We start from the raw sequence: 13,001 nt of genomic DNA on the forward strand, positions 1-13,001 counted from the left end.
AACAACACACACAAACCCCCCCCCCCCCCCCTCCCCTTGCCCCGCAGGGGCCCCCCCCCGCGGTCGGTTGTGGCGCCTGCGGGTCAGATGTGGACCGCCGGGCCGGCGTCGGTACTGCCGCGTCGGGTGAGCAGGCCGAGCGCGGCGGCCGCGAGGGCGACGACGGCGGCGGTGCCGAAGGCGAGCGACATGCCGCTGACGAACGAGGTGTGCACGGCCTGCGCCATCGCGTGCACCGCGGGTTCGGGGGTGCCGGGGGCGGCCGGCGGGGCGATGCCGAGCTGGGCGGCCTGCTTGAGGCCGGCCGCCTGGGCGCCGGTCGGGAACGGCAGGCCGGCCTTGGCCCAGTTGCCCGGCAGCGCCGAGCTGACCCGGGAGGCCATCAGCGCGCCGAGCACCGCGGTGCCCAGGCTGCCGCCGACCTGCATCGCGGCCTGCTGGAGACCGCCCGCCACGCCGGAGAGCGCGAGCGGCGCGTTGCCGACGATCACGTCGGTCGCGCCCACCATGACCGGCGAGATGCCCAGGCCCAGCAGCACGAACCAGAGCGACATCTCGGCGGTGCCCGAGCCGGTGGTGAGGGTGGACATCCCGTACATCGCCACCGTGGTGAGCAGCATGCCGACCACGATCGGGATCCGCGGGCCGACCTTGCCGATCGCCGCGCCGGCCGCCGGTGCGCCGACGATCATCATGCCGGTCATCGGCAGCAGGTGGACGCCGGCCTGGACCGGCGTCATGCCGTGCACGTTCTGCAGGTAGAAGGTGACGAAGAAGATCGCGCCGAAGAACGCGAAGGCCATCAGGATCATCAGCAGCGCGCCGGCCGAGAGCGGCACCGAGCGGAACAGGCTGAGCGGGATCAGCGGCTCCTTCGCCCGGGTCTGCCAGACCGCGAAGGCGAGCATCGCGAGCGCCGCGCCGCCGAGGAAGAGCAGCGTCGAGGCGTCGCCCCAGCCCCAGCTGGGCGCCTTGATGATGCCGAAGACCAGCATGAACATCGCCGCCGAGAGCAGCACGATGCCGGGCACGTCAAAGGACTTCGCCGCGTTCGGCACCTTCACGTCGCGCAGGATCCACAGGCCCAGCCCGACCGCGAGCAGGCCGACCGGGATGTTGATGAAGAACACCGACTCCCAGCTGACGTGCTCGACCAGCAGCCCGCCGACGATCGGCCCGGCGGCCGTCGAGGCGCCGATCACGCCGGCCCAGATGCCGATCGCCATGTTCAGCTTCTCGGTCGGGAACGCGCCGCGCAGCAGGCCGAGCGCGGCGGGCTGGAGCAGCGCGCCGAAGAGGCCCTGGAGCACCCGGAAGGCGATCACCGTGCGGATGCTGCCGGAGAAGCCGATCGCGGCCGAGGTGGCGGCGAAGCCGGCCGCGCCGACCAGGAAGGTGGCCTTGTGGCCGAACCGGTCGCCGATCTTGCCGGCGGTGATCAGGAAGACCGCGAGCGCGAGCAGGTAGCCGCTGGTGACCCACTGGATGTCGGCGGGCGAGGCGTGCAGGTCCGCCTGGATCACCGGGTTGGCGATCGCGACGACGGTGCCGTCGAGCGCGACCATCATCACGCCGACGGCGACCGTGAGCAGGGTCAGCCAGGGGTGGCCCTGGAGCGAGCGCCGGGTTGGGGCGGCGGCGCCGCGTGGCGGCGGCTGGTCCGCCTTCGCGATCCGCAGCTCGGACTGGCTCATGGTCGTGACCTTCCGCAGGTGGGCAGCGCGTACGGGCGCGGGTCCGGGGTGACGCCCGGGCCGCGCCCGTCCCCACGAGCTCGGCGGCCGCTCGGGCGCCACCGTCTACGAGATTATGTCAGCTGCTGACAAGAGACAAACACTGACTACTGACGCCTTCTGACATCTGGCAGAACGGCTATCGTTGTCGGCATGGCGACATCTCCGGCATCTGCGGCATCCGTCACGTCGGCGGTCCCGACCGCCCCGGCAGGCCTGTCGGCCTCCACCGGCTCCGGCTGCCGGGTGCTCGGCCTGCGCGAGCGCAAGAAGCAGCGCACCCGGGACGCCCTGGTGGACGCCGCGCACCGGCTCTTCCTGCGCCAGGGGTACGCCAGCACGACGGTGGACGAGATCGCCGCCGAGGTGGACGTCTCGCAGCGCACGTTCTTCCGGTACTTCGCCAACAAGGAGGAGGCCGCGCTGGCCGTCCTGGCGGACGCCGAGGAGTACTTCATCGAGCGGCTGATCGCCCGGCCGGCCCAGGAGAACCCGCTGGCCGCGATGCGGGCCGCGATCGGTGAGGCCTGGCGCGACCTGAGCGTCGAGCCGGAGGCGGGCAGCCGCAGCGTCACAGCCGCGCTGGAGATCGTCCAGCTGATCGAGGGCACCCCGACGCTGCTCGCCGCCCACCTGCGCCGGTCCACCGAGCAGGAGGTCCGGGTGGCCCGGATCCTGGCCGCGCGGGAGGGGCTGGACCCGGCCGTCGACCTGCGCCCGCGACTGCTCGCCGCCGTCTTCGGCGCGGTGATCCGCACCTCGCACCTGGCCTGGAGTGCCGAATCCGCCGAGCACCCCGAACTCGGGGACGACGGACCGGAGGGCATGATCGCCATCATCGAGCGGCACTTCGACCAGCTCGGCCCGGCCCTGGCGGGCGACTGGCGCTGACCGCGCACGCGGGACGCCCCCGCGCCGGGCGAACGCCTCGCGCGCCTGACGGGTCGTCAGCCCAACGATACCCCGGAGCCGACACCGTCCGACTGCGGACGAACACGTACGGGTGACCGCCGCACCCTGTGTTGCCAAGGGCCACCTGGGGCCGTCGCGCCCGAACACCACCGCGCGCCCCCTACTGTGATTCAACCCACAGTTTGGTGATTCTCGATCCGCCGTCCGGAGCACATACGCTGGCCGACTGAACGACGGGTAGCCGTATACGACCGGGAGTTGATGCGATGCAGCGCAGGCGGCTAGACGCGATCCGGCGCCGGCGACTCAAGCGGTTGCTGATAGGCGCCTTCGCGACCTGCGCGGTGCTCGCCGACGCCGGCGCGGCCGCCGCCCAGGCGGCCGCCTCGAACGAGCAGGTCGCGATCACCACGCCGCCGGCCGGCAGCGAGGCCTGGGTGCACGACGACTCGCTCGGCCGCGCGCTGCCCGACCCGGCGACCGCCGAGCCCGCCGCCGTCGCCGCGTTCTTCGCCTCGCTCGGCCCGGCCGACCAGGACCGGCTGGTCCGCGCGTACCCGCTGGTGGTCGGCAACCTGGACGGCGCCCCGCTGCAGCTGCGCTACCGCGCCAACGCGCTCGCGCTCGCCGACGAGGTCGCGCACGCCAGGGCCCAGGCCGCCGACAAGTCGCTCGACGCCACCACGCACGCGCTCGCCGTCTCGCGCGCCAACGACTGCCAGGCGCTGCTGGCCCCCGGCCGGCAGATCCTCTCCTTCGACCCGCGCGGCCGCGGCCTGGTCAGCGAGGTCTTCGGCGACCTGGCGAGCGCCCAGCGCGTCTCGGTGATCGTGCCCGGCTCGGACACCGACCTCGGTCACTTCGACCGCTCGGTGGACCCGCTGCGCTCCCCCGCCGGGATGGCCCGCGCGCTGCTCGCCGAGGAGGGCCGGCAGTCCCCGGGCACCCGGACCGCGATCGTCGCCTGGACCGGCTACGTCACGCCCGTGGGCCTGGGGCCGGACGCGGTCACCTCCCGGCTGGCCGACGCCGGCGCGCCGCGCCTGGTGCGGCTGCTGGCCGGCCTGAAGCAGACCAGTTCGCCGCTCGCGCCGCCGGCGCTGATCTGCCACTCCTACGGCACGGTGGTCTGCGGCAGCGTCGCCCCGCAGCTGCGCGGCGAGACGACCGACATGGTGGTGCTCGGCAGCCCGGGCATGGGCGTGCAGAGCGCGGCCGACCTGGGCACCGGCGTCCACGTCTGGGCCACCCGCAACCCGAGCGACTGGATCGGCAACGTGCCGTACCTGGAGGTCGGCGGCCTGGGCCACGGCGCGGACCCGACCAGCGCGGACTTCGGCGCCGAGGAGATCTCCTCGGCGGGCGCCGCCGGCCACGTCGGGTACTTCGCGCCCGAGACGGCCAGCCTGCACAACTTCGCGGCGATCGCGCTCGGCGACTACCAGTCCGTCAGCTACCGCGACAGCGGCACCAACTGACGGCCCGGCACTCGCCCCGGCCCGGCTGCGTCACGCGCGGCCGGGCTACGCCTGCCACACCCGCTACTCCCGCTACGCGCGCCGCACCCGCTACCCCTCGCGCGACAGCGACGTGAACGTCATGTCCGGGTAGCGGTCCCCCGCCACCTGGCCGGCGATCGGCTCCAGCTCGGCGAGCTCCTCGGCCGACAGCCGCAGCGTGGCGGCCGCGGTGTTCTCCGCGAGCCGGCTGCGCTTGCGGGTGCCGGGGATCGGCACCACGGTGACGCCGTGCACCTCGGCCCGCTGGTGCACCCAGGCGAGCGCGACCTGGGCCGCGGTCACGCCGCGCGCGGCCGCGATCTTGTGCAGCGGCGCGATCAGCGCGGCGTTGGCGGCCGCGTTGTCGCCGCTGTAGCGCGGCTGGCTGCGCCGGAAGTCGTCCTGCGCCAGGTCGGTCGCGGTGGTGAACGAGCCGGTCAGGAACCCGCGGCCGAGCGGCGAGTACGGCACCATCGCGACGCCGAGCTCGGCGGCCGCGCCGACCGCGCTGATCTCCACGTCCCGCGAGAAGAGCGACCACTCGGACTGCAGCGCGGCGATCGGGTGCACCGCGTGCGCCTCGCGCAGCTCGGCGCCGGTCACCTCGGACAGGCCCAGGTGGCGCACCTTGCCGGCCTGCACCAGCTCGGCCATCGCGCCGACCGACTCGGCCAGCGGCACGGCCGGGTCGCGGCGGTGCATGTAGTACAGGTCGATCACGTCGATGCCGAGCCGGCGCAGCGAGGCGTCCACGGCGGTGCGCACGTAGGCCGGGTCGTTGCGGATGCCGCGGTAGGCCGGGTCGTCCGCCCGGCGCTCGATGGCGAACTTCGTCGCGATCACCACCCGGTCGCGGTTGGCCCGGACGAACGGGCCGATCAGCTCCTCGTTGTGGCCGGAGCCGTAGACATCGGCGGTGTCGAACAGCGTGACGCCCGCCGCCAGCGCGGCGTCCAGGGTGGCCAGCGACTCGGCGGTGTCGGTCGGGCCGTAGAACTCGCTCATGCCCATGCAGCCGAGGCCCTGGGCCCCGACCAGCGGGCCGTCGGCGCCGAGCCGCACGGTCGGAAGGGTGCTCGTCTCACTCATGCGTTCTGCTTCTTCCCTGAGTAGAGGTCGATCTTGTAGTCGAGGACCGCGAGCGTCGCGTGCAGGTCGGCGATCTTCTGCCGGACCTCCTCGCGGTGCGCGATCAGCAGCTCGCGCCGCTGGCCGACGGTGCCCATGCCGGCCCGGGCCAGCTCGACGTAGCTGAGCATGTCCGCGATCGGCATGCCGGTCAGTCGCAACCGGCCCAGGAACGCGAGCCGGGTCAGGTCGCCGTCGCTGTAGAGCCGGCGGCCGGCGTGCGAGCGGTCGACCGGGTCGAGCAGGCCGATCCGCTCGTACCAGCGCAGCGTGTGCGCGGTCAGGCCGGTGGCCTCGGAGACCTCGCTGATGCTGTGCCGGGGCGTGCCGTCGGGCACCGCGCGCGGGTGGTGGTAGGCGGCGCTGCAGTCCCGCAGGTCGCGTGCGACGGTCGGGGCGGCTGCGTGGGCAGCCACCGCAGCGGCTTCGGCGGCGATCATGACGGTTCCCCCCGGTTTGGTCGGTGGCGACGTGGTTCGGTGGCGACGTGATGCTGACGCTACTGAGTTGGAGTGCACTCCAAGCAAGCCTGCCACGCGTCCCACCAGCCGGGCGGCATTCGCGCCGCATTACAGTTCGCGGTATGCAGAGCTTGCGGATGATCGAGGAGTGGCCGGTTCCGACGGCGGCCGCGGTGGTGGTACGAGGCACGGACGGCGCCCGGCTGGGCGCGCACGGCCCGCAGCAGCAGCGCTTCGCGCTCGCGTCGGTGACCAAGCCGCTGACCGCGTACACGGCGCTGGTCGCCGTCGAGGAGGGCGTCTTCGAACTGGACGACCCGGCCGGCCCCGACGGCTCCACGGTCCGTCACCTGCTCGCCCACACCTCCGGCCTGGCCTTCGACGAACCGCGCGCGATGGCCGCGCCCGGCACCCGCCGGCTCTACTCCAACGCGGGTTTCGAGGTGCTCGCCGAGGCGCTCGCCAAGGCCGCCGGCATCCCGTTCGCCCAGTACGCCGCCGAGGCGGTCTTCCAGCCGCTCGGCATGACGCGCACCGAGATCGACACCACCCACCGCTCCCCCGCCGGCGCCGGCGGCATCTCGACCGCCGAGGACCTCGCCGCCTTCGCCGCCGAACTCCAGGCCCCGCGCCTGCTCGACCCCTCCACGGTCACCGCCACCACCCGCGAGGTCTCCTTCCCCGGCCTGACCGGCGTCCTCCCCGGCTACGGCTACCAGCGCCCCAACGACTGGGGCCTCGGCTTCGAGATCCGCGGCACGAAGTCCCCCCACTGGACCGGCGCCACCAGCTCCCCCGAAACCTTCGGCCACTTCGGCCAGTCCGGCACCTTCCTCTGGGTCGACCCCGCCGCCGGCACCGCCTGCGTCGCCCTCGCCGACCGCGACTTCGGCCCCTGGGCCGCCGACGCCTGGCCGCCCTTCACGGACGCGGTACTGGCGGAGCTGCGCGGCTAGGGCCGGGGGAAAGCGGATGCGTCCCGCCACTTCTCGCTCCCTGTCCACCGCGCTGGCGAGCGGCGTCCTCGCGAGCACCGTGCTGCTGGCCGGCTGCGGAGCGCAGAGCGGCGGCACCAGCTCCGGCTCCGGCTCCGGCTCCTCGGCCGCGTCCGGTGCCGCCGGTTCGCCGAGCTGCGCACCGGCCGCACCGGCCGGCGATCCCACCGAACGCAAGCGCGACAACGTGACCATCACCGGCCGGGGCTGCCAGTCCGCCCCGGCTTCGTCCGTCGGCTTCGAGGTCACCAACCCCGAGACCGAGCCGTTCACCTACACCGTCACCTTCGAGCGGCTGAACGGCTCCGGGCAGGTCATGGACAGCATCCAGCAGACCGTCGACGCTGTGGGCCCCGGGCAGACCGTCCAGCGCACCGTCGACGCCGGCCAGGCGCAGCCCGGCACCGGTTCGCGCGTGCGGATCGCCAAGGTGCTCGCCGTTCCCACCGCCGAGGCACCCGCCACAACGGGTCCGTGCCCGCCGTCCGGGATCCGCCTCACGGCCGGCGACACCGACGCCGCCATGGGTCTGCGCGCCGTCGGACTCCACCTGACCAACTGTGGGAGTGGCACCTACGAGATCAACGGGTACCCCGCTCTCCAGCTCCTCGACGAGAGCCGCGAGCAGGTGACCGGCATCCAGATCCTGCACGGCACCGATGGAATCTCCACGGGGATCACCCCGGACGTCCCGCCCCAGCCCGTGAGGCTGCAACCGGGCGAGTCCGCCTCCGCCACCCTGGCCTGGCGCAACACCACCGGCTCCGGCGATCCGGTGAACGCCCCCTACGTCCGAGTGACCGCGAAGCCCGGGGCACCGGTCGTGACCGTGACACCCGAACTCGACCTCGGCACCACCGGCAAGCTCGGCGTCAGTGCTTGGCAGAAGGACCGGTCCGCGTCGTAGAACGGCCACTTCCCACACCAGGGCGGGTGGTCGCGGGACATACTCGGGCGGAGCGGTCGCGGCACGGACGAGGGGAGTCGGCGGATGGCGCCGGAGGTGGCGGGGTTGCCCGAGGCTTTCTATCGGGAGCTGGGCGAGGGGCGGTACGAGAGCACCGTTGCCACGGCCGGGCCGTGGAGTCCGAAGGCGCAGCATGCCGGGCCGCCGTCCGCGTTGCTGGGCCGTGCGCTGGAGCGGCACGGGGCGCGGGCGGGGATGCGGATCGCGCGGGTCACGGTGGAGATCCCGCGGCCGGTGCCGGTCGGGGATCTCCGGGTGAGCGTGCGGACGGTGCGAGCCGGTGGGCGGGCGGAGTTGCTGGAGGGCGAGCTGAGTGCCGGTGGCGAGCCGGTCATGCTGGCGCGGGCCTGGCGGCTCGTCGCGAGCCCGCAGGACACTCCTGTGCTGCGGCCGGAGGCGGCGGCGGTGCCGCTGCCCGAGGCGCAGGCGGCGGCCGGGATGGCCGGGGCGCACCTCGGCGGGTATGTGGCGGCGATGGAGTGGCGGTTCCCGCCGGGAAACGGGTTCGACGTGCCCGGGCCCGGGGCGGCGTGGGCGCGGCAGCGGATCCCGCTGGTCGCCGGCGAGCCGGACACGCCGCTGATCCGCGCGCTCACGCTCGCCGACAGCAACTGGGCGGTCGCCTTCGAGCTCGACCACGTCAACCGGCTCGTCATCAACACCGATGTCACGCTGGCCCTGCACCGCGACCCGGTCGGCGAGTGGCTCTGCCTGACCGCCGCCACGGCCGCCGGTCCGGAGGGCTCGGGCCTCGCCGTCGGCCGGCTGGACGACACCGCCGGGGACTGCGGGCGGGTGATGCAGACACTGCTCGTCGCCGAGCGGTGAGGAGGTGAAAATCGGTTGTTTGGTGGAGCGGGTGCGCACGATGCTGCTCGGATGGAACTCCCCCAGCCGGTGATCGCACTCGACGACCTCACGCTGCGCCGCTTCGACGGCGAGGCGGACCTGGTGGAGTTCTTCCGGGTCATCGAAGAGTCGCTGGAGCACCTGCGGCCGTGGATGCCGTGGGTGGCCGAGCACAGCCTGGCCAAGACCACCGAGTTCCTGGCCGGTCGCGCGCAACGCTGGGCGAGCGGTGAGGAGTTCACGTACGCGATCGTGCTGGACGGGGCGATCGTCGGCGCCTGCGGACTCTTCCGGCGCGGCGACACACCGGAGGACGGCCGGGAGATCGGCTACTGGCTGCACCCCGCCGCCACCGGCCGCGGCGTGGCCACCCGGGCCGCCCGCGCGCTGGTGGAGCATGCCTTCCGGCTGCCCGGGGTGGAGTACGTCGAGATCGTCCACGACCCGGCGAACCACGCCAGCGGCGCCGTCCCGGCCCGGCTCGGCTTCACCGAGCACTCCCGCCGCCCCGCGGAGGCACTCGCCCCGGCCGAGACCGGCGAGGAGCTGGTCTGGCGGCTCGGCCGGGAGGTGGGGCCGCAGGTGGTGGTGTAGGTGGGGCGGTGTAGGTGGGGGGTGTAGCCGGCTGGGCACCCGTGTGCGGGCACCCAGCCGGCTGACGTGCGGTAAGGCCGTCAGGAGACGGCGACCGCGGTGTCGTCCAGCACGAAGGAGGTCTGCTTGGTGTAGTCCTCGGTGCCGCTGAACTTCAGCGTCACGGTCTGCCCGGCGTACGCCGAGAGGTCGAAGCTGTGCTGCTGGTAGCCCGAGGCGTGGTCGAGGTTGGAGTAGCTCGCCAGGGTGGTGCCGTTGGCCGTCACGGTCAGCTTGTCGTAGGCCGAGGTGGTGCTGGTCTCGGCGGTGTCCACGTGCAGCCAGAAGCTGAAGGCGTAGCTGGAGCAGCCGGTCGGCAGGGTGATCGTCTGGGCCAGGGTGTCGGTGTTGGCGCTGCCGGTGCCGTCCAGCCAGGCGTCGTAGCTGCCCGAGTGCGGCGGCTCGCTGGAGCTGTTGCTGATCGTGCTCACGCCGCCGGAGTTGGTCTCGGTCCAGCCGTCGGCCGAGCCGGTCTCGAAGCCGGGGTTGGCCAGCAGCTGGGCGGCGGTGCAGCCGCTGCCGCCACCGGCCTGGGTCACGGTCCAGGTGAAGGTCGCGGAGGCGGCGGGGCCGGTGGAGTCGGTGGCGGTCACCGTCACGGTGGAGCTGCCCGCGGCGGTCGGGATGCCGGTGATCCGACCGGTCGAGGCGTTCAGCGACAGGCCGGCCGGCAGGCCGGTGGCCGACCAGCCGAGCGTGCCGCCCGCCGTGTCGGCGGCCGCGAGCTGCAGGGCGGCGGCCGAGCCGGCCACGGTGCTCTGGGTGCCGGGGTTGGTGACGCTGACGCTGCCGGTGCTGCCGCCGCCACCGGTGCTGCCGGAGCCGGCCAGCCACTGGGTCGCGTTCAGCGCGAGCGCGGCGTCGGTGCCGGCCGGGTCGTCCCAGCCGTCGTAGACGGTCTTGCCGGGCTCGCCGGTGCCGTCGTCGATCGCCGAACTGTCGCCCCAGACCGCCACCTTGCCCTTGCCGAAGCTGCTGGTGACGAAGAAGGCGCCGGTGTTCCCGCTGTAGCCGGTGCGGTAGACGATGCCCTTGACCGAGGGGTTGTCGGCCGGGTTCAGGGTGAAGGTGGTGCCGTTGCGGATGATCGAGCCGGTGACCGTGCCGAACGGGCCGTTCAGCACCGGGTCGGTGCTGTCGCTGATCGCCCGCGGGTTGTCGGTCTGGATGTTCAGCAGGTCGACCGAGAACCCGAACGGGTCCTTGCTGTCCACCGAGTTGGTGGTCAGCAGGTCGTTGATGATGTGCGGCGAGTCCCAGCCGTCGTTGTTGCGGTCGCTGCCGTTGTGGTCGGAGACCAGGAAGAGGCCGCCGCCGTTCTGGACGAACGTCATGATCGCGGTCTTCTCGGCGTCGCTGAGCCGGATGTTGGGCTCCGGCAGCACGAACTCGTCGAAGTTGGCGAGGTCCAGCGCGCCGCCGGTGCCGTAGGTGATGGTCGAGCCGGCTGGCAGCGTCTTGAGGCTGTAGTTGCCGGTCTTCTGCAGACCGACGCCCCAGGCCGAGATGGCCCCGGTCCAGTCGGACTCCACCTGCGGGTTGGGGTTCTGCGCCAGCGGGTCGGGCTCGCTGTTGCTGATGATCCAGTCGGCGTTGCCGGCCGTCTCGGCCTTGCTGGCGTCGAACAGCACCCGGTGCTTGGCACCGGTCGCCGCGGGGGCGGCGGGGGTGGCCGCCGCGGCGTGCGCGGGCAGAGCGGCACCGGTGCCGGCCACCGCGGCCAGCAGGGCGGCGGCGACGGCCGCGACGAGGGGGCGGGCACCTCTACTGAGCGTGGACATGCGTCAAGCTCCTTGCGTGGGAGAGGAACAGACGGGAAATCACTTCGAGTGACCTACGCGCGTAACCTGCCGTGCGATGGCTGCGGTCACGTCAAGAACTGTCCCGGCCACTGGTGTCATGGAAACCAAGCATTGATGAACAGCTGACAACGACCAGTGCCACATCTGCAACCAGCCGATATCCTGAAAGGCTGGCCACTTTTGGCTTTTGACGGTCACTCAGGCCCGCCCGCGCTCCCAGCGCTGCTATTCGTACGCTTTTATGACAGCAGGTCGAGGAACGCGCGAGTGGCCGGCGACGGCGTCAGCCCGTGCGGCGTGGCGGCGTAGACCTGGCGCACGGGGATGTCGTCGGGGTGCAGGGCGACGAGGGTGATGTCGGGCCGGATCGCGTCGGCGGCGAGCGAGGGGACGAGCGTGATCCCGAGTCCGGCGGCGACGCACCCCTGCTTGGCCATCCAGTCGCGGGCGACGAAGCCGATCCGGGGGCGGAAGCCGGTGCGCAGGCAGGAGCTGATCAGGGTGTCCTCCGGGCGGGAGCTTCCGGTGATCCACTCCTCCTCGGCGAGGTCCGCGAGGGTGACCTGGCGCCGGCCGGCGAGCCGATGCCCGGACGGGACGGCGACCATCATGAAATCGGTGCGGAGCAGCCGCAGTTCGACGCCGAGCAGCGGCTGCTCGTACGTCGTGCTGATGACGGCGACGTCGGCCGCGCCCGCTGTCAGCTGGGCGACGAGCTGCGGCGTGAGGCCTTCTTCGAGCGTGACGGCGATCGACGGGTGGGCGGCGCGGAAGGCCGCGACGGCCCTGGGCACGAGCGCGGCGGCCGCGGTGGCGAAGGTGCCGATGCGGAGCCGGCCGGTGGCCAGCTCGCGCAGGTCGGTGAGGTCGCGGCGAGCGGCGTCGAGGCGTTCGAGGACGGCCTGGGCGTGGCCGAGCAGCCGCCGGCCGGGCTCGGTGAGGCGGACGCCGCGCGGGAGGCGGTCGAAGAGCACGGTCCCCGCCTCGGCCTCCAGCGCGCAGACCTGTCGCGAGACCGCCGACTGCGTGTAGCCCAGCGTCCGGCCCGCCGCGGTGAACGAGCCGAGCGTGGCGACCTCGGCGAAGACGCGGAGCAGCGAGGTCGAGAAGTCATGCGAGGCGGGCATGCCATCCATGCTAGACATTCGCTGGTGGCATGGCTTGGCCGGGCCTACCGTGGAGCCATGAAGAAGATCGCGTTTCTCGGATTGGGATCCATGGGCGCGCCGATGGCCGCGCGCCTGCTCACGGCGGGCTACCCGCTGACGGTGTGGAACCGGACGGCCGCACGGGCGGAGCGGCTCGCGACGGCCGGGGCCACGGTGGCGGCCACGCCCGCCGAGGCGGTCCGGGAGGCCGAGGTCGTCATCACGATGCTCGCCGACCCGACGGCCGCACGGGAGGTGGTCGGCGCCTTCGCTCCCGCGCTGCGGCCCGGCACGACGCTGATCGAGGCGTCCTCGATCGGTCCGCAGGCCATCGATGAGATCGCGGCACTGCTCCCCGCAGGCGTGACGCTGGTCGACTCACCCGTGATGGGCAGCGTGGACCGAGCGGCCTCGGGCGAGCTGTCACTGCTGGTCGGCGGGGACCCCGGCCGGGTCGAGGACGTGCTGGCGGTGTTCGGCACGGTGACGCGATGCGGCGCGACGGGGACCGGGGCGGCGCTCAAGGTGGTGCTGATCAACGCGCTGATCGCGGGCGTCACGGCGATCGGCGAGGCGATGACGCTCGCCGATTCCTTCGGCCTGCCCGAGGAGCTGGTGACCGGGGCACTGGCGCACAGCCCGCTCGCGGGGGTGGCGGGCCGCGCCTTCGCGGAGGGGGCGTACTACCCGATGGCGCTGGCGGCGAAGGATGTGGCGCTGGCGACGGCCGCCGCCGATCTGCCACTGTCGCGGACAGTGCACCAGCGACTGACGGCCTTCCCCGAGGGCGCCGGCGAGGATCTCGGACAGATCGTCAAGTACCTGCGCGCCGAGCAGAGTTGATGGCCCGGGGCCAAATGCGTTGAGGGCCGTG

12 protein-coding genes are annotated in these 13,001 nt (G+C 73.1%); 7 read left to right on the plus strand and 5 right to left on the minus strand.

Annotated elements, in window-relative coordinates:
* Nucleotides 1-83: 83 nt before the first annotated feature.
* A complete protein-coding gene (locus AC060L_RS15565; RefSeq protein ID WP_483799343.1) occupies nt 84-1,673 on the minus strand; it encodes an MFS transporter in 1,590 nt (529 codons plus the stop codon).
* Between the two features lie 213 nt (nt 1,674-1,886).
* On the opposite strand from AC060L_RS15565, the gene AC060L_RS15570 reads away from it, so the two are divergent.
* Together AC060L_RS15570 and AC060L_RS15575 are read left to right on the plus strand one after the other, a co-directional pair.
* Nucleotides 1,887-2,624, plus strand: coding sequence for a TetR/AcrR family transcriptional regulator (locus AC060L_RS15570; protein WP_483799324.1), 738 nt, complete (start codon nt 1,887-1,889; stop codon nt 2,622-2,624).
* A gap of 287 nt (nt 2,625-2,911) precedes the next feature.
* Nucleotides 2,912-4,123: an alpha/beta hydrolase gene (locus AC060L_RS15575; protein ID WP_483799325.1), complete on the plus strand. Its 1,212-nt coding sequence runs from the start codon at nt 2,912-2,914 to the stop codon at nt 4,121-4,123.
* Between the two features lie 90 nt (nt 4,124-4,213).
* Here the strand turns inward: AC060L_RS15575 and AC060L_RS15580 are convergent, their stop codons facing one another.
* The gene (locus AC060L_RS15580) at nt 4,214-5,233 is read right to left on the minus strand and encodes an aldo/keto reductase (protein WP_483799326.1); all 1,020 of its coding nucleotides are present in this window, start codon (nt 5,231-5,233) and stop codon (nt 4,214-4,216) included.
* Entirely contained in the window at nt 5,230-5,712 is a 483-nt protein-coding gene (locus AC060L_RS15585; protein WP_483799327.1) for a MerR family transcriptional regulator, read from the minus strand. The genes AC060L_RS15580 and AC060L_RS15585 overlap by 4 nt, the downstream gene beginning before the upstream one ends.
* 143 nt (nt 5,713-5,855) lie before the next feature.
* On the opposite strand from AC060L_RS15585, the gene AC060L_RS15590 reads away from it, so the two are divergent.
* From AC060L_RS15590 to AC060L_RS15605, 4 genes are all read left to right on the plus strand, one after another.
* On the plus strand, nt 5,856-6,689 hold the full coding sequence (locus AC060L_RS15590; protein ID WP_483799328.1) for a serine hydrolase domain-containing protein: 834 nt from the start codon (nt 5,856-5,858) through the stop codon (nt 6,687-6,689).
* Nucleotides 6,690-6,705: 16 nt separating this feature from the next.
* On the plus strand, nt 6,706-7,635 hold the full coding sequence (locus AC060L_RS15595; protein ID WP_483799329.1) for a DUF4232 domain-containing protein: 930 nt from the start codon (nt 6,706-6,708) through the stop codon (nt 7,633-7,635).
* A gap of 96 nt (nt 7,636-7,731) precedes the next feature.
* Nucleotides 7,732-8,523, plus strand: coding sequence for a thioesterase family protein (locus tag AC060L_RS15600; protein ID WP_483799344.1), 792 nt, complete (start codon nt 7,732-7,734; stop codon nt 8,521-8,523).
* Between the two features lie 51 nt (nt 8,524-8,574).
* The gene (locus tag AC060L_RS15605) at nt 8,575-9,138 is read left to right on the plus strand and encodes a GNAT family N-acetyltransferase (RefSeq protein ID WP_483799330.1); all 564 of its coding nucleotides are present in this window, start codon (nt 8,575-8,577) and stop codon (nt 9,136-9,138) included.
* An 80-nt stretch (nt 9,139-9,218) separates the two neighbouring features.
* Here AC060L_RS15605 and AC060L_RS15610 read toward each other — a convergent pair whose 3' ends face one another.
* Together AC060L_RS15610 and AC060L_RS15615 are read right to left on the minus strand one after the other, a co-directional pair.
* On the minus strand, nt 9,219-10,958 hold the full coding sequence (locus AC060L_RS15610) for an Ig domain-containing protein (protein ID WP_483799331.1): 1,740 nt from the start codon (nt 10,956-10,958) through the stop codon (nt 9,219-9,221).
* Between the two features lie 260 nt (nt 10,959-11,218).
* Nucleotides 11,219-12,106, minus strand: coding sequence for a LysR family transcriptional regulator (locus tag AC060L_RS15615; RefSeq protein WP_483799332.1), 888 nt, complete (start codon nt 12,104-12,106; stop codon nt 11,219-11,221).
* A gap of 57 nt (nt 12,107-12,163) precedes the next feature.
* Here AC060L_RS15615 and AC060L_RS15620 point away from each other — a divergent pair, with 57 nt between their 5' ends.
* On the plus strand, nt 12,164-12,970 hold the full coding sequence (locus AC060L_RS15620) for an NAD(P)-dependent oxidoreductase (protein WP_483799333.1): 807 nt from the start codon (nt 12,164-12,166) through the stop codon (nt 12,968-12,970).
* The last annotated feature ends 31 nt before the right edge of the window (nt 12,971-13,001 follow it).

The organism is Kitasatospora sp. NEAU-69, assembly GCF_057158765.1.